The sequence below is a fragment of the Photobacterium damselae subsp. damselae genome (assembly GCF_038086725.1).
Lineage (GTDB): Bacteria > Pseudomonadota > Gammaproteobacteria > Enterobacterales > Vibrionaceae > Photobacterium > Photobacterium damselae.
Window position 1 is genome coordinate 1,839,203 of record NZ_CP146970.1, and the last position, 17,325, is coordinate 1,856,527.

12 protein-coding genes are annotated in these 17,325 nt (G+C 37.4%); 2 read left to right on the forward strand and 10 right to left on the reverse strand.

The annotated features are described in order from the left end of the window. Position 1: 1 nt before the first annotated feature. From WAX86_RS08310 to WAX86_RS08355, 10 genes are all read right to left on the reverse strand, one after another. On the reverse strand, positions 2-1,888 hold the full coding sequence (locus WAX86_RS08310; protein WP_341488613.1) for an SUMF1/EgtB/PvdO family nonheme iron enzyme: 1,887 nt from the start codon (positions 1,886-1,888) through the stop codon (positions 2-4). Then, positions 1,881-3,617: a hypothetical protein gene (locus WAX86_RS08315; protein WP_341488614.1), complete on the reverse strand. Its 1,737-nt coding sequence runs from the start codon at positions 3,615-3,617 to the stop codon at positions 1,881-1,883. The genes WAX86_RS08310 and WAX86_RS08315 overlap by 8 nt, the downstream gene beginning before the upstream one ends. Before the next feature lie 67 nt (positions 3,618-3,684). After that, positions 3,685-4,431, reverse strand: a complete 747-nt coding sequence (locus tag WAX86_RS08320; protein WP_341488615.1) for an ATP-binding cassette domain-containing protein — start codon at positions 4,429-4,431, stop codon at positions 3,685-3,687. 3 nt (positions 4,432-4,434) lie between these two features. Then, positions 4,435-6,687: a VWA domain-containing protein gene (locus WAX86_RS08325; RefSeq protein ID WP_341488616.1), complete on the reverse strand. Its 2,253-nt coding sequence runs from the start codon at positions 6,685-6,687 to the stop codon at positions 4,435-4,437. 1 nt (position 6,688) lies between these two features. Beyond that, positions 6,689-7,315, reverse strand: coding sequence for a hypothetical protein (locus WAX86_RS08330; RefSeq protein WP_341488617.1), 627 nt, complete (start codon positions 7,313-7,315; stop codon positions 6,689-6,691). A gap of 14 nt (positions 7,316-7,329) precedes the next feature. After that, a complete protein-coding gene (locus WAX86_RS08335; RefSeq protein WP_341488618.1) occupies positions 7,330-10,575 on the reverse strand; it encodes a tubulin-like doman-containing protein in 3,246 nt (1,081 codons plus the stop codon). 48 nt (positions 10,576-10,623) lie between these two features. Then, positions 10,624-11,451 carry a hypothetical protein gene (locus tag WAX86_RS08340; protein WP_341488619.1) on the reverse strand — a complete coding sequence of 276 codons (828 nt, stop codon included), beginning with the start codon at positions 11,449-11,451 and terminating at the stop codon, positions 10,624-10,626. A gap of 608 nt (positions 11,452-12,059) precedes the next feature. Then, complete coding sequence (locus tag WAX86_RS08345) at positions 12,060-12,551, reverse strand: VF530 family DNA-binding protein (protein WP_341488620.1); 492 nt, start codon at positions 12,549-12,551, stop codon at positions 12,060-12,062. Positions 12,552-12,763: 212 nt separating this feature from the next. After that, a complete protein-coding gene (tdh, locus tag WAX86_RS08350) occupies positions 12,764-13,795 on the reverse strand; it encodes an L-threonine 3-dehydrogenase (RefSeq protein WP_044175492.1) in 1,032 nt (343 codons plus the stop codon). Between the two features lie 2 nt (positions 13,796-13,797). Next, positions 13,798-14,991: a glycine C-acetyltransferase gene (locus tag WAX86_RS08355; RefSeq protein WP_341488621.1), complete on the reverse strand. Its 1,194-nt coding sequence runs from the start codon at positions 14,989-14,991 to the stop codon at positions 13,798-13,800. 258 nt (positions 14,992-15,249) lie between these two features. Here WAX86_RS08355 and WAX86_RS08360 point away from each other — a divergent pair, with 258 nt between their 5' ends. Both WAX86_RS08360 and WAX86_RS08365 read left to right on the forward strand, forming a co-directional pair. Beyond that, the gene (locus WAX86_RS08360) at positions 15,250-16,134 is read left to right on the forward strand and encodes a LysR family transcriptional regulator (protein ID WP_085999136.1); all 885 of its coding nucleotides are present in this window, start codon (positions 15,250-15,252) and stop codon (positions 16,132-16,134) included. A 30-nt stretch (positions 16,135-16,164) separates the two neighbouring features. Then, a complete protein-coding gene (locus WAX86_RS08365) occupies positions 16,165-17,289 on the forward strand; it encodes an anhydro-N-acetylmuramic acid kinase (protein WP_341488622.1) in 1,125 nt (374 codons plus the stop codon). Positions 17,290-17,325: the final 36 nt, after the last annotated feature.

Below are 17,325 nucleotides of genomic sequence, written 5' to 3' on the forward strand. Positions count from 1 at the left end.
CTTAATTTCTCATCTCAGGTTCATCTAATAAGTTATTGTAAAGTGAATCCACTTGTATATACTGGCCTTTTCGTACTTCATTAATATGCCTCTCTAATAAATCAAGTCCTTTTATTTGCTGATTGCTAACATTATTATCCTTCAACCAGCGAGTTAATTTATCTTTCACTTCTGGGAATAATGTATAATCAGTATCATCAACTATTTGAATGACATATCTACGGTACTCTCGAAGCATATTCTTTGCTTCTATTTCATTTACCTGCCAGATTTGTGGATTGCTTGAAACTTTACGTTTCTTCTCAATAATCTTTAAATTTCGCCATGCGCTGAATAAATTATAATCAGCAACTCGAGTTAAAGACTCTAATAGGCGTTGCTCAGCAACTATAATTCTCTTCTTATTTTTTTCAATTTCAAAGTTTGCAGTATTATCTCTTCGTTCAGCATCATTTACTTTTTGTTGTAAAATCAATAATTTTTGTTCTGATGCTTGTGCATTAACAAGTGCAACATCCTGATGATTAAATTTTTCTTTTAAGTTATTTAACTCATCCTGTAACCGTGTTATTTCCAAATCCTTACTATTAACGATGATATTAAATTTATTTTCTAATGAGCTGGTGTCGACAAGTTTAGATAGATCACTATTCTTAGCCTTCTCATCTTCTAATTTTTTCGATGTAAATATGAATTCATTATTTTTTTTCTCTAAATTCCCTTTCAAGACAATAAGTTTAGATTCAATGTTTGTAAGTTTTTCACGAAGGTCATGATTATCTTCAATCAAGCGTTCTCTTTCAATATTGCTATGGTGCAGTTGGTCAGTAATTGCTTGTTGTGACAAACTTGTTTTGCCTGCAGCAGCAGATTGAGTAACTCCACTATCACTACTTAAATATTCATTATAACCTTCATCTAACTCTGTTGGTGTATATCCCGCTTCACTAACCAACGAACTAAGAGCTAAACGAAAGCCAACTTTGTTTAAACGAAGAATATTACCATCTTGTGTATAACCATCATATTCAGTACGCATTGAAACTTTTAGATTTTCAGGATCAGTACTGTAATTACCCCCTCTAATAACTAAACCACCAAATCGAGCAAAAAGAAAATCTTGCCCAAAAATGCCATAAGTTAACTCTTCGACATTTCCTAACATATCATAAAGACCAAGAGGATTAGGTTTTATATACTGAGAGCCTACCTCTTTCACTCGATTACCAGATGAATCACGATCCCACTCATACCCATCAAGAGTTTCATTACCGTTTTCATCCACATAAGGGTAAGGTCGATCAAATACATCATGAGATACATTATTACCACCACGCGCTGCGTATGCCCACTCAACTTCAGTTGGTAAACGTATATAAGCAAAGGCATTACCATTTTTAGGTAGAGCATCTCGATCATTTTTCAAGACCCAAAGATTAAGAGCTTGAATAAAAGTTAAAATTTCAGCTGGAGTTTTACCTGTTTGCGGTAACTGCGAATTATTTTCTGGCTCAACTGTAAGCCCATTTTCACGTTGCCACCAGCGCATAACAACATTCCATTGCTGTTGTGATACTTCTGTTTGACCAAGATAATACAACCAATCATTTTCGCCATTGTGGTTTTTACCAATAAATGACCCACCTAAATTCGTTGTTGAAAGCCTTTCTTTGTAATTACTATCATCACCTTCTCGTGAACCTAATTTAACCCTCTTAGACGCAAAAATTTTGTTACCATCAATACCTAAGAAAACAGGTTGAAATTTAATTATGGCATCATCTGGTAACTTAAATGTTATCGTTTCTGAAGCTGCAAATAACTTTGGACTAATAATAAAAAAAACAAATAAAAATAAAGTCCTAAATGACTGACTATAATTACTCATGAATATACCTTTTTGAATCTATTCTGCTAACAAAAAGGCCAGCAGCTAACGAACTTATTCCACCAAGGGAGAGAATACTAGTAATGATAAATAATGTATCTTGAGGCTGTAATAGTGTCAGTGATTCAGTTTCTCCTAACAAGCCAATAAACCAATGAGCAGCCATTAGACCAAAGAGCCAATAACCTAAAAATGCAATTACTATTCCAGTAGAAATTAGAATCATACTTTTAATCAATGGGAAAAATATAATTGTACTTTTATTAATCCCTAGCATATTCAAATATGCTAAATCCTTTTTACGCCTTTGTACTGAAGCATAAACGGAACTACTTACAGCAAAAATAGTTGAAATTGCAGATATGAAAGCAATCAAGAAATATATTTTTTTCATATAATCTGATAACGTTCGTATTTTCTGAACTTCATACAGTTTTGAAACGGGTTCTTTCAGTGCATTTAAGTTTAACGTAATACCAATACTTTTAACAACTTTGACTAATGACTCAAGTTGATCAATTGATTCTGCATATGCTCTAAAATAACGTATTTGCTCTCTACTTCTTAAAACAAATTCATGCTGGTCATTATTATAATTTGCCCCTATACGTTTGGCTGAACGTAACAAACCTGAAAAATAGTGACTAGCAACAATTTTCCCAGGTGGGACATTGTCTGAGATCTCAAGTTTAACAGGCATAACAACGCTAGTATTTTTTAATCCTGTTTTTAAAATAACCTCTTGATTACCTGCAAATTTTTTATCTTCAGTAGAAATATATAATATCGGCTTAATACCTTTATGCCAGCTTGGTGATTCATTATCACTTAACATATATAGATCCCATTTTTTCAATGGCGAAATAGTTTGATTAAGTTCAAGCGATATACCTTTAACATAAGGAATTAATATTGGGTCATAACCATGATTCAATAAACTATTTTTTAAAACATCAATATCTTGTTCCGTTATTGTACTATTCACTGTTTGCCATAAAATCCAATTATTCTGATTACTTTTGAATGCTGTGTATTTTTTTGGCATAGTACTAAACGGTAATCGACCTGCTAACATTTGTCTAAATATACGGTCGTCGGTTTTTTTAGAAAAACCGGTAATCACACCATCATATTCTGGCGTAAAATCAACCTCCCTATTGGCTTTTAATCCTAGATTTACCGCAGAATACCCCTTACGCCAATGGTAAATATCATTAAAAATAGCCACAGGTAGATAAATTTTCAAATCTGGCATCAATTTAGAATTTAAAATACCGACAATTTTAAAATCTAACGGCACTTCTTCAGGATAATTCGAATTCGTAGTTCTTTTAAGTAACAAGGTTAAGCTGTCTCCTTGCTGCTTACCTAATTGTTTGGCTAGTGATTCAGAAATAACAACCCAATGAATACGATCACTAATATCTTTATGATCTGATTTCTTCACAAATGGATCTTCTTTAGAGCTAGGCACTACATTTACAGAATCAGGTAACCCTTTAACATTAAGCAGCAAATGAGATGTTTCTGAAGGAATAAACTCCGCCCCTACTTTTTTTATTTCCATTAAAAATTTACTAGGCACAGGAGTTTGCATCATAAACTTTGGTCTAACAAGACGACTAGCAGGATCACTAGCTAGCGTATCTAACATGTTACCAATAATCCCTTGCTGTAAACCGAGTAAAATAATGATAGGCGTAAATATTGCACCTAAAGAAAGAGCCATACAAAACGAAAGTATCCGTTCATGAGCAATGTCCCTAAAAGCTAGCCTTGTAATATATAGGTAATCTTTAAACATCAGTATTATTATCACCTAAATGAAGATCTTCATGAAGTGTTGAAATTGTTTCACCATTTATTTGTTGTACAGTAAAGCGATACACTCGATGAGCAAAATCTTTCACTAATGAATTATCATGACTCACAATAATTAAACTTGATCCTGAATTCTGAACTCGTGTCGTTAGATTTTCCATCAACCTAACTGCACTCAAACTATCCATTGCCGATGTGGGTTCATCCGCCAAAATAATTTCTGGTTGCTGAATTAAAGCTCGCGCGATAGCCCCTTTTTGTTTTTGTCCACCAGATAATTGCAAAGGCTTTTTATTAAGTAGTTTTTCTATTTCTAAACTCTCAACAATTTCATTAAAATTGGCTTGTTTTCCTTTTTTAAGCCTTGTCACTAATGAAATATTTTGTCGTAGTGTTAAAAACTCCAGTAGCCCCCCGCTCTGAAGAATATAAGCAATATTATTACGTCGAAGCTGATTAATAGCCTTTTCATTTAAAGACAAAACATCTTTGTGATCACCATCATCAGTATTAATAATAAATTGCTCGACCTTGTCTGGCTTACATAACATTGAAATCATATCGAGCATTGTTGACTTACCACTTCCATTGGAGCCAACAATAGCGACAATCTCTTTTTGGTGTAGTTCAAAACAAGGGATTTGGATCGTAATACAATGATCCAAATCCCCCAGTTTTTTTTCTACTCCAGTAAGCACTAATCTCTTACTTGGATTTGTCATAATTTATGGTAATTGATTCAACTCAAGCGCAACAACACGATCATTTTCACTTGTTCCAGTGCTTAATTTTTTCCAGACATCAGGATTACCCTGCTCTCGTTTAAGATCTTCGTAGTGGTGCAGTTTATTATCCATTGCACGAACAAAAGACTGAACACGATCCATACTTTGGAATTCTTCGCGTGTTGTCGCCATGATGTCACTGTCATAAGGAAGATTATTAATTCCTAATGGTGCAGAAAATGCATCACGGAAGTTCACCGCAGCAGGATCAACCATTGTAAATCGAGTATTAGCACTTACAAGATCAAAGAAATCCAACGTAGTTCCGCTATCACCGCGCATCGCCATTTCACCGATATTTTTCAGCTCACGAACACGTTGTTCTAACTCATCCAATTCCGCTTCATTCAATAAAATCATCGGTGCTAATGCTTCACGTCCAGGATTATTCATTACCTTATCGGCAGTCCAGCCCACAATACCGTCTTTAGGCATTGATGGATCAGCCAACATTAGTTTTGCCTGTTGGAAGAATAACTCCGTAGAAGATCCTTCTTTCGGTTGCATTGATTCTGCATTACCAGAAGCATAAGCATCGATAGTTGTTTTTGCACCTGCAAGTGTATCTGCTACTGATTTAGCAAAATATTTAAGAGATCCGCCATCAACCACTGATAAGTGTGGAATTTGGCGACTAGTCCCATAAGCACCCTCATACGTTGAAGATAACTGCTTATACTGTTTCTTAGCTTTACGAGCATGTCGCGCAGCCCCTTTAGATTCATCGATAAACAATGAATAAATAGGAATCGCACGAGTATGTGCTTTATCTCGCAATTCTTTCAACGTGAAATTATCTTCACGTCCAGGAGCATCTCCAATAAGAACAATAAGCTTGGCACTATTTTGTCGCCATTGTTTAGAGTCCAGAGCCCCATTTAGACCATTGAATACAGCTTCTGGAATATCATCGCCTTTAACCTGCTTCTGCTGCGTCTTAATACCATTCAGCAGATTGACAAAATCTGATGCATTAACAACGCCCTTAGACGTAAAATCATTTACAGTAAATGAAAACTGTTTAGATTTATCTTGATAACCGACAAAACCAAAGCGAACATCTTTTCCATTCAAATCTGTTACAAATTGCTTCATCACAGAAAGTAACTGATCAACGTAAGGCTTCATAGAGCTAGTCAAATCCATCACAAATACAATATCTGTAGGTACATTGCCTTGATTAGTTTTACTTGTAGCATTTCGTGTTTGCGCTGCAACTTCTAACAAACGGGTAAATTGCCCATCCATATATAAATCACCTGATTTTGGTTTATAAAAATCAAGTAATGGATACATAACAACTTGCTCTTGGTCTTTACCGACCATTGGTTCAATTGCTACAGCACCTGTCGAACTGTCTACTTTTCCTGTATTAGCATCAACATAGATTTTGTCTAACTCTTCATTTCTATAGTTTTTCTTTGCTTGTATCAAAGCAAGAACATCTTCAGGTGTTTTGAAGAAAACAGAAGGATCTCTATTTAGAGAGTTAGTGAATTTCATCACCAATGCGCGCTTCCATGGAATAACATCAGATTCAGAGATCCAACCAATCGTCTTTGGATCCCAATTTTGAGGTTTTTCCTTAGGAACATATGCATCAGTTACTTGATACCAACGCATACCATCTTTATTAACTTGTTTAACAACACCAAACGCTTCATATAGTGGAAGATTGTCTCTTACAACTTTTGCTGATTCACTCGGGTTCTCATATAACTTGGCATATTGCTTAGTTAATACCCTTGCCACATTCACTATTGACGGCTGCTCACCAATACCATTCCAAAACGTTGTTGTACCGTCTTCTAGAAGGATCTCTCTTTGAATGCCTGGAATATATATTGAACGATGCTTCTTCGAATAATCAAATCCAAATTTTTCCGCTAATTTTTTATCACCATTAGCCATCTGAGCAAATAAGGCTTTTCGATCCTGATTTTCTTCTTGAGCAAAAGCCTTTACTTCAGGAGAGCAATTATAGTTAATTTCAAGAAAACCATTTAATCTCTCACCTAAGCAAGAATTAGGTTGAATTAATAAGCTCTTTAACTCTTGTTGACGATTTTTAATTTTCGCACCTAATTCTGCAGCACTCAAATCAAAAGAACTATTTGCATACGAATTAAAAGCAGACATGCCTAAAAAACTAAACGCAATACATTTAGATAAAAACATTTTCTGTCTAGTCATATTATTTGTTATCCAACATAGGTGAAGTACTATCGATACTATCTATAACACTCCAAGGGCTCGAACTACCTAATAAATCAATAGTGACAGGTCCATTTGAACTATTTGAGTTAATGGTCATTGAACCATGAATATCATGTTCCACATGATTAGCAAATTTAACAGGGATATAAGCATGCTCATTAGGTGCCACTTCTAAACCCTCGTATTTTTTATCTATGCTAAATTTATCATCTGAAAACGTCACATCGTCCAATTTTAAGTTGTCTTCACCTTTGTTAGATATTTCAACTTTTATTGTCTCGCCAGGTAAAAACGATAAATTCGTTTTATTAACATTTAATAATGCATTACTACCACTTAAGAAAAAGCTGATAGCACCTACGACTACAACTAAGCCTACAATGGCGGCGCTAATCATTCCTAACGGCAATTTTTTCTGAGGAATAATCTCTTCTAAAACAGCACCACATTTTTCACCAAAAACAGTTTCTCCTGGACAAATGGCTTCACCATTATCATTAAATGTCACAGCTGATGCAGGTAATGTTTCATTACTTGTTGCGTGTTCACAGTCCCCATCAGGACCACCCGTATTTTTGCAACGATATAAAACTTCTTTAGTCATAATGATAATGGTCCTTATAGGTTTTCCTTTAATTCAGGGATAACACGATTTACTGCTTCTTCAATCGCAGCTTTAAATTTCCCATACTTCTCGTCTTCTTCGTTACGTTTAGCTAAAAGGAAAATCCACTTAAGGTAATTACCCATATTAACTTCTGCGCGCTCAATATCTTGTTTTTGGAATTGAAGTTTATTTAATAGGTCTTCAACTTTATTACCACTTTCACGAATAAAGTGCTCATGGTAGCTAATATATAGAGCCGCTAAATCTAAATTAATATCAACTTCATATTGCTCGCTAATACGTGACACTAACTCTTTGTGTGCATTTGTAAGCTTAAATCCTGTATCAATTCGATTTTCAATTGGGCTAAATTTATCCTCTCGAGTACCAAAGTACACAGGGTTATCTAATTCATCTGGTAACTGTACTAAACCCATAGCAGCAGCAACTAATACTGATGGAAGTTTCAACTCCAATTCTTCAGCACGACTTGGCAGCATCAGATCAGGAAATTGACTTGATTCGCTATGGCATTGATAGGCAAAGAACTTACCATCATTAGCGAGCAATGCTCTGTCGTAATGCGTTTTTAGTGCCGATGTCACTGATGCCTGACGAATAGGAAAATAGAAAGCAACAGTCATTGCACTAATTTCATTAGGACAGCGTTCTTCTGGGATCACTTTAACTACAATGTCACCATCGCTATTCGACAACATTCCTTTTGCACAGTTTTGTAATGCTTCACAGAAAGATTCCGGTACACTTTGACATGAAGGAAGCAGTAGTAAACGACGCTTTCTTGGTCCAGGTACTGGTACATTTGGACGTGGTTGACCACCATCAAATGCAACCATTGGGCTAGATTTCTTAATCCATCCCTGAATGATCTGTTCTAGTGCAGGGGTAACACCTTTATATTCATCATAAAGTTCTTTAACGATATTTCGGCCAAAGAATGCTTTAAAGTCAGGATGATTCTCAACAACACTTGCGTGGAAAACATCACTATACTGTAATGTCTCTTTTCGAATAGTACTTGGAAATTCACCACGAACAAGATGCGTATTATCATCAATAGTCATCAAGCTGTTATAAGCTTGAAACTCTTTTCTATCACCTCGAAGTTCTTTTAGCTTTTCCCAGATAGAATTGCTATTTATTTCCAGTAACGCTTTATTAGTTACAAAATACTGTTGAATAGATTCATTAATCTCATTCCAATTAACCCAATCTTCAATACCTGACTTTTTATCTTTTTCAATGTTTAGTTCGTTAGAGAGGTTGTCTCTTAAAGTCGTCATATTATGTTTAAACTGACCAACTTCTTTACGTAGCAAACGTAACGCATCTAACAATACAGCACAGAAATCTGAACCATATCGAGCTGCTCGCTCATAAGTGCGATTTGAGTAATAAACAACAGATTCCGCTTGATATTGTGAGAACAGACGAACTGCATTCCCACTTATGGCATAGCCAATTTTACCGATCTTTCTGATCTCATCATTGATAGCAGTCAGTTTCTTTTGTGACGCTTTTGCCATTTTATCGTAACCAGAACTACGCTTGGCAAATTCAGCAGCCTCACTTTCAACGCGTTCAACCATCATATCAACCATTTCAGGAAGATTATTAGTTGTATAATTATCAAGATTGCCTTCTAAACCATTGATCAACATTGCTTCAATATGTTTACGGATACGAGCAACACGTTTATTAATCTCGACATTATTGCTATGGTAACCAAAGTATCGTTCAACACCACCTTGATCGCCTAACACTCGGAATCCTTCATTCCAGTACGCTTCAGCATCACGATTGAATATCGTTACCCACTGCTGCATATCTTTATATGAATCCGATTTTTTGGTTTCGCGTTCTATTTCTTCAAGCTTTAATCGCCAATCCTGTTGATAGGCTGGGAAATTTGCTTCTTCTGAATATTTAGTATCACCAGCAGCTTTATCGAGCCATAGATCGCCTTTACTAATTTCAAAATACTTAGCATTTTCTCCGACAAATGTCTGTGCATTAAAGGCTAACGGAGCATCTGTGAATGATTGCACCCAGTTGTTATATAACAATTGAAGTGTGAACTGTAAACCTAATGAAGATGCTAATCGCTGGCGGATTTTTGTTTCTGGAATAGAGACACGATGGACACCGTAAGCACCATTTTTCATTGAGCGAACACCAGTAAAACCTTCATCTGTGGTTTCTGGATTATCTTCATTTGATAACGCTTGACGAATAGAGTTAGGCAAATCACCCAATTGACGTACAGATAATTGGAAAAGTAATTCAGCAGTACTATCAATTTGTTCAGGTAACGTCGCTCGAGTACCACGATCGGTAGTATCTGTTACTAAAAATAGTGACTTATAAGTCTGCTTCAAATCGTAATGATTTGTATCATTCGCTCCAGCATCAACTGGCTTAATCGATAAACGTTTTGCATGAGGCGGGTTTCTAATATCCCAAGGTTTATATAGAGAGCGATTAAATGCATTATACTCTTTCAGAGCTGCATATTGGTTTATATAAAAACGACCTGTATTCTTATCACCTACGTCAGCTACAGTTGTAAAAGCGTGGACATAAATATTAGATTTCCAAGTATTATTCTTACCTAAATAAGATTGTAATTGAGCAATAATATCTAGCATAGTGCCGCCACCAGTACCAGTTGCGATACTACCCGCAACGTGGATATCAACCACGTATTCACCACCGTTATCCGAAAGACGCTCAAGACGATTTGCAACGCCATTCATGATATTGTCAACATTGTCACCGCTAGCTAACGCTAAACGACCTAAGCGACGTAACTGGTTACAACCACAATCTGGTTCAAGGCCAACGGTAATATTGGTTAAAAAGTCTTTTTCATCTTCACGACGCAGCCACGGCGAAACACCAGTATAAAGATCCAAGTTTTGCGCAGTATTCATCACTGAAGCACTTTTAAGTAAAACTTGCTCACGCCCCATTAACGTAATATCTTCACCAAGGCTCACCCATTCGCCACGTTTTCCTTGGCCAGCTAAATCATCAGCATGAGAGTCAATACTCAAAGTTGCAATACGAGAGATATGCTCAACACCGATGTTTTCCTTAAATTCAAAAACATCTGGAATTTGTTTATCCTCTGAACCTCGAGTACGCCACTCTACATGTAATTTTTTCTTTAGCTCACGTACAACTTCGCAGCCAGTACCGCCGACACCAATTAATAATGTATTTTTCTGCGCCATTACAAATCCTTATATAACTTTATATGCTATTTCTTTATATTTTTTGTACTAAAAATTTTCTTTAATATTTCGTAAAGCTATCCACGAAATAAAACCAACAATTATGAGTTGAACTAACAACCAAATAGAGAAGAAAATAATTGAACCAATAATTTTTATTCTTCCTGACTGCTCTAATAGTTCTTTTGAAATCCTATCGCCAGCAATTTTATATACGTCTTCTACAAGATAACTTGACTGCCTTGTTGCGAAATGTTTTTTCATATCATATAAAATATCGGCTTCGGCCGTGCCAGACTTCGCAGTAAGAATCCAGCTTAAAAATGGCATTGTTTTGTTAAAGTTATTTTCAGCAGCAACAAGATAAGTATTTGTCGCAACTAATTGAGCTTTCTCAGAATTTGTAGGAATAGTATTACCACCTTGATCTGGGTGAGGATATCTACTAAAGTTTTCTAGTTGGTGTCCTTCGTTATTTTTTAATCCTGCCACATTTTCATAAGCGTCACGAAACGTCTTATCACGCCAATCAGAATTATTCATTAAGGCAACTTCCCAACCTTTTACAACTATTTTTACTACGGGGTCAGTAAACTGAAGTGAAAATAATAAAATAACCGTAATAAACGTTGTAAAAAATGAACACAATGATCCAATCGTAAATCCGATACCAAACTCATATTCATTATTTATATTTTTTACAATAATTCTAATTAACCAGACTACAAAAGTAGATATTAATACTGCAACAGGAATACAAAGGTAAATATATTTCCCTGTTGATTTCATTTCAATAACAAGCTGAAATAAAATCATTATAACATCAGTCAATAGTGAATTTGACTGAATCAATTTTTGTAGAAAAAACTGTTCCATATTATTTATTACCAAACGTAAACCAATTGATACATACTTATACTTTTCAATCAAGCAACTTAATTAAAACAACAATTATTTAACAAGAAGTGTTAATAAGAAACTCATTATATAAATGCAATTATTAGTGTTATTTTAATCAAAAAAACAAACCAACAAATAAAACAATGTATTATTAATGTGTGATTACTGCAAGATGAGCATATTAAAACATGCAGAATAATCTCTTAAACCCACAAGTATTCTTATTAAGAATTAATACTTAATGGTTATACATTTGGAAGTTAATATCAAGTTATTTATGCACATAAAGGCATAAAAAACAACTTTCATATCAATTAGTAAGCAATTTGCTTTAATTGCAAGCACCACAACTTCCCAACTGTATGATATACATTCGATTTAATACAATATATATCCAAGTGACTTCAATATGTAGGATTCAGAGCGTTGCGTTGACTTACCTGTATCTCACTGAACCTCGCATCTTGAGGTTCCTTGGGTATAAACGTTACTAATAGATACAAAAACGCCTTATTACTGATTTTATTATCAAAGTAATAAGGCGTTTTCTGTATTCAAACAAACTCAATATTTTTATAGGTCAATTATCGACGAGGTGGGCGGCTACCGCTACGTTGATTACCAACACGGCTATTGCTGCGACCTCGAGATGTACGCTCTTTGTATGCTGATGCCGCTTTTGCTTGAGAAGCTAGAATAGAATCAACGGTTAATTCCATTGGTTCACGAGGTACAATGCCATCAGCAAATGTACGCATTCGAGGCGGAATTTCACGCTCTTCAGCCGTTGGACGCGGCATACGTTTGAAACGAGAAAGGTAGAATGCCTCTAATTTCTCTCTCGCCCACTGTGTTTTTTTCAAGTATTTCACACTGCTAGCAATTGATGGTTTGGTATTGAAGCAGTTAAAGCGCATCGCAGTGTCTAAGATCTCCCAACCATAGTGTTCAACAAGCTCAGTTAGCATTTTCTCTAGGCTTAAACCATGAAGTGGATTGTTCTGTAATAGTCGTTGCTCTAGGGTTAATTCTTTTTCTTTCTTAGCAGGTTGAGCATTCTGTTGTTGTTCTTGCATTAGTATTCCTACCGGAGATTTACGTGTATCCCCTTAGTATAAAGGCTTTAATGCTAGAGGTATAAACAAATTAAAAGCTGAAGGTGCTGAAAGGTTATTGCGTAAAGTTATTCTGATGCAAAAAAGGTAACGCGTATTTGATGTTCAATGTAAGCTGCACACATTGCGCATGCAGCTTATTTTCTAATTATTTGACTGAAATAATTATTCGATTATTCCCAATCAAGAATAACTTTGCCTGATAAACCAGAGCGCATTGCATCAAAGCCTTGCTCAAAGTCATCAATCTTGTAGTGGTGAGTAATAATTGGTGTTAAATCTAGGCCAGATTGAATCAATGATGCCATCTTGTACCAAGTTTCGAACATTTCACGGCCGTAAATACCTTTAATTACAAGGCCTTTAAAGATCACTTGGTTCCAGTCAATTCCCATGTCTGATGGTGGAATACCCAATAATGCAATCTTACCGCCATGGTTCATACTTTGCAGCATACTATTAAATGCCGATGGATTACCTGACATTTCAAGACCGACATCAAAACCTTCAGTCATACCCAGTTCTGACATTACATCTTTTAAGTTCTCGTTAGCTACGTTTACAGCACGAGTAACACCCATTTTACGAGCAAGATCCAGACGGTATTCGTTCACATCAGTGATCACAACATGACGGGCACCAACGTGTTTTGCAACTGCTGCTGCCATAATGCCAATAGGGCCTGCACCTGTGATCAATACATCTTCACCCACAAGATCAAAGGATAGAGCGGTATGAACTGCGTTACCAAATGGGTCAAAAATAGAAGCAAGATCATCTGAAATACCTTCAGGGATCTTAAACGCATTGAACGCTGGAATCACAAGGTATTCAGCAAATGCCCCTTCGCGGTTTACACCTACACCAATCGTATTGCGGCATAGGTGAGTACGACCACCACGACAATTACGGCAGTGACCACAAGTGATATGACCTTCGCCAGAGACACGGTCGCCAACTTTAAAGCCGCGAACCTCTTGGCCCATATCGACAACTTCACCCACGTATTCATGACCCACAACCATAGGTACAGGAATGGTTTTTTGTGACCACTCATCCCAGTTGTAGATATGTACGTCAGTACCACAAATTGCTGTTTTCTTGATACGGATTAATAAGTCGTTGTGCCCCATTTCTGGTTTATCAACTTCTGTCATCCAAATACCTTGTTCTGGTTTTAGCTTAGAAAGCGCTTTAATTTTCATAATTAGATGATTCCCATATCTTTACCAACAGCAATAAATGCATCAATCGCTTGGTCTAATTGCTCACGGCTATGTGCTGCCGACATTTGTGTACGAATACGTGCTTGGCCTTTTGGCACAACAGGGAAAGAGAACCCTACAACATATATGCCTTTTGCTAGTGCACGCTCTGCAAATTCTGCAGCGACTTTCGCATCACCTAACATGATTGGAATGATGGCATGATCTGCACCTGCCATAGTAAAGCCCGCTTCAGTCATACGACGACGGAAGTGCTCTGCGTTATCCCATAAATGGCTACGAAGATCGCCACTTTCAGCAAGTAAATCAATTACACGATTAGAAGCAGCAACAATGGCAGGAGCCACTGAGTTAGAGAACAGATATGGACGAGAGCGCTGACGTAACCAGTCAATCACCTCTTTCTTACCTGCTGTATAACCGCCTGATGCGCCACCCATTGCTTTACCTAAAGTACCCGTAATGATATCAATGCGATCCATTACGTTGTGGTATTCATGAGTACCGCGACCGTTTTCACCCATAAAGCCAACTGCGTGAGAATCATCCACCATCACAAGAGCATTGTATTTATCCGCTAAATCGCAGATAGCTGGAAGATTAGCAACCACACCATCCATTGAGAATACGCCATCAGTTACAATCAGTTTATGACGCGCGCCAGCGTTATCGGCTGCGATTAACTGCTCTTCTAACTCTTGCATATTATTGTTTGAGTAGCGGAAGCGCATCGCTTTACATAAGCGTACACCATCAATAATAGATGCGTGGTTTAAGGCATCAGAAATAATTGCATCTTCAGCACCTAAAATGGTCTCAAACAGACCCGCGTTTGCATCAAAACATGAGCTATAAAGAATCGTATCTTCCATACCTAAAAAAGCAGAAAGTTTTTGCTCAAGTTCTTTGTGCGCATCTTGCGTACCACAAATAAAACGCACAGAAGCCATACCAAAACCGTGTTCATCCATGCCCTGTTTTGCAGCATTGATTAATTCTGGATGGTTAGCCAAACCTAAATAGTTGTTAGCACAAAAGTTCAGTACTTCTTCGCCAGTGTTGATAGATACTGCCGCTTTTTGTGCTGATGTAATAATACGCTCTGACTTATACAAACCTTCCATTTTTACATCGGCGATTTGTTGTTGGATCTGTTGGTAAAATGCTGAAGACATGACGTTCCCCATCGCTTTCTTTTGTAATAATTTAGTGACGATATTTAATGCTGAGCCTGTTTACCGAATAAAATGTTACACAGCTCACACTTTATTGTTTTTACAGCAAAAAATAGTCATTTAAACAGCAATAAATCATGCTGAATCCCTTTTCTCGGATTCTAATTCAAAGCTATTACAACTATTATCCCCTAGTATGGAAAATGATTATTGAACCTGAGGCACAAATCTGTGGAAACGAATAAACTCATTGCTCTTATGCCCGATTTAGCGGTTTTTATTATCGTTGTCGATGAAGGCAGTTATACCGCGGCGGCAAAAAAGTTAGGAGTTACCCCATCGGCACTGAGTAAGCAGGTTTCAAAGTTAGAAAAAGCCTTGTCGGTAAAATTACTCGAACGCACAACGCGAAAATTAGTGATGAGCGAATCAGGCAAGCGAATCTACGAACAATGTACAGCCATGATGAGTGCAGCCAAACAAGCGGTTGAGATCTCCAGTTCAGAGCACACTATTCCAGCGGGTACTGTAACTGTTGCTGCGCCCAAGGCGTTTATGAGTATTATGCTCCAGCCCTTAGTTACGCCATTTCTAAATTTATACCCAGATATTCAACTTAAAATTAAAGCCCGAGATGGCGATATTGATTTGCTAGCAGAAGAAATTGATATTGTGTTTCGCTTAACTGAGAAGCCTATTGAAGGTCAAGTGTTAAAGCAAGTAGGCAAAGTCAATCTAGTATTGTGTGCAAGCCCTGATTACATTGCTCGTAAAGGGCTCCCTCAACATCCTTTGGAGCTTAAACATCATGATTGTATCTATTTGGGAGAGACCAACACCGATCATATTTGGGAGTTTCATCAAGGTACCGAGAGACACAGCATTGCAGTTACGGGGCGTTATGCCGTTAACCATTCTCAGATGCGTTTAAAAGGCGTACAAGATGGCCTAGGGATCGGTATTTTTCCTGACTTTGTCATTAAAGAAGCACTAGCTGAAGGCAGTGTTATCGATGTATTACCAGAATGGACAATTCGAGGTAACTATCAAGGAGTCATCGCCCTGCAATACGCACAAACCAAATATATGCCCGCACGTGTACGAGTTTTTATTGATTATGTCACTCAACATTTGCCACTATAGATAGATAAAAATACGTTAAGGGCTGCGGCTATGGAAAAATATATTGGATTGATGTCTGGCACCAGCATGGATGGCGTTGATGCTGTGCTGGTTGAAATGGATGACAAACAGATCAAATTGCTAGGTCATCACGCCTTTCCGATGGGAAAAAACCTTAAACAATCTTTATTAGATATCTGTCTAGGTCAACCAACCAGCCTACAAATTATCGGAGAACTGGATCATCGCTTAGGCCACCTTTTTGCCGATGCCGTTCTTGCGTTACTGGATCACACTCAAACTCCAGCATCTGAGATCACGGCGATTGGTAGCCATGGACAGACTGTGTTTCACTCACCGCAGAGTCAATACGCTTTTACCATGCAAATTGGTGATGCCAATATTATTGCAGCTAAAACAGGCATTACCACCATTGCAGATTTTCGTCGCAAGGATATGGCTTTAGGTGGCCAAGGTGCTCCCCTTGTGCCGGCATTCCATCAACAACTGTTTAGCGTTCCTGATCTCACTCGAGTTATTTTAAATATTGGTGGTATCGCAAATATCACTGTTTTAGAGCCAACTTGCGCCGTTACAGGCTACGATACAGGTCCTGGTAATATGTTGATGGACGCATGGATTCAGCGTCATCTTGACCGTAGTTACGACAAAGATGCCACGTGGGCAAAAACAGGTACTGTCAATCAACCACTGCTCACCCGTTTAATGCAAGAACCATATTTGCAACTCTCTGCTCCTAAAAGTACGGGCCGAGAGTTATTTAATTTGCCATGGTTAGATATGCATTTATCGAAACTCGAAGCAATGAACTCGCAACCACTCTCTCCGCAAGATATACAGGCTACGCTTGCTGAATACACTGCTGTTACTATTGCAGATGAAGTACGCAAACACGGAAGCAGTACGACTACAAAAGAACTGTTCGTGTGTGGCGGCGGAGCTCATAATCCTTTGCTTATGGAAAGACTGGCAATGTTGCTTCCTGATTGGGATGTAATGACAACCGCAGATCGAGGCGTTGATATTGATAATATGGAGGCCATGGCATTTGCATGGTTAGCTTATCGTACCATGCATCATCAACCGGGCAATCTGCCAGAAGTGACGGGGGCTAAAGCACTCACTAGCTTAGGTGCAATTTATCCTGCTGACTGATCGCTAACAAAACCCTGTTATAGTTACAGAAAAGTC

What these genes read in the sequence shown, in the direction of transcription:
- WAX86_RS08355 (WP_341488621.1), bottom strand. Translation starts at nt 14,991, where the DNA reads ATGTCTTCAGCATTTTACCAACAGATCCAACAACAAATCGCCGATGTA.
- WAX86_RS08325 (WP_341488616.1), bottom strand. Translation starts at nt 6,687, where the DNA reads ATGACTAGACAGAAAATGTTTTTATCTAAATGTATTGCGTTTAGTTTT.
- WAX86_RS08335 (WP_341488618.1), bottom strand. Translation starts at nt 10,575, where the DNA reads ATGGCGCAGAAAAATACATTATTAATTGGTGTCGGCGGTACTGGCTGC.
- WAX86_RS08310 (WP_341488613.1), bottom strand. Translation starts at nt 1,888, where the DNA reads ATGAGTAATTATAGTCAGTCATTTAGGACTTTATTTTTATTTGTTTTT.
- WAX86_RS08365 (WP_341488622.1), top strand. Translation starts at nt 16,165, where the DNA reads ATGGAAAAATATATTGGATTGATGTCTGGCACCAGCATGGATGGCGTT.
- WAX86_RS08360 (WP_085999136.1), top strand. Translation starts at nt 15,250, where the DNA reads ATGCCCGATTTAGCGGTTTTTATTATCGTTGTCGATGAAGGCAGTTAT.
- WAX86_RS08315 (WP_341488614.1), bottom strand. Translation starts at nt 3,617, where the DNA reads ATGGCTCTTTCTTTAGGTGCAATATTTACGCCTATCATTATTTTACTC.
- WAX86_RS08340 (WP_341488619.1), bottom strand. Translation starts at nt 11,451, where the DNA reads ATGGAACAGTTTTTTCTACAAAAATTGATTCAGTCAAATTCACTATTG.
- WAX86_RS08345 (WP_341488620.1), bottom strand. Translation starts at nt 12,551, where the DNA reads ATGCAAGAACAACAACAGAATGCTCAACCTGCTAAGAAAGAAAAAGAA.
- WAX86_RS08330 (WP_341488617.1), bottom strand. Translation starts at nt 7,315, where the DNA reads ATGACTAAAGAAGTTTTATATCGTTGCAAAAATACGGGTGGTCCTGAT.
- tdh (WP_044175492.1), bottom strand. Translation starts at nt 13,795, where the DNA reads ATGAAAATTAAAGCGCTTTCTAAGCTAAAACCAGAACAAGGTATTTGG.
- WAX86_RS08320 (WP_341488615.1), bottom strand. Translation starts at nt 4,431, where the DNA reads ATGACAAATCCAAGTAAGAGATTAGTGCTTACTGGAGTAGAAAAAAAA.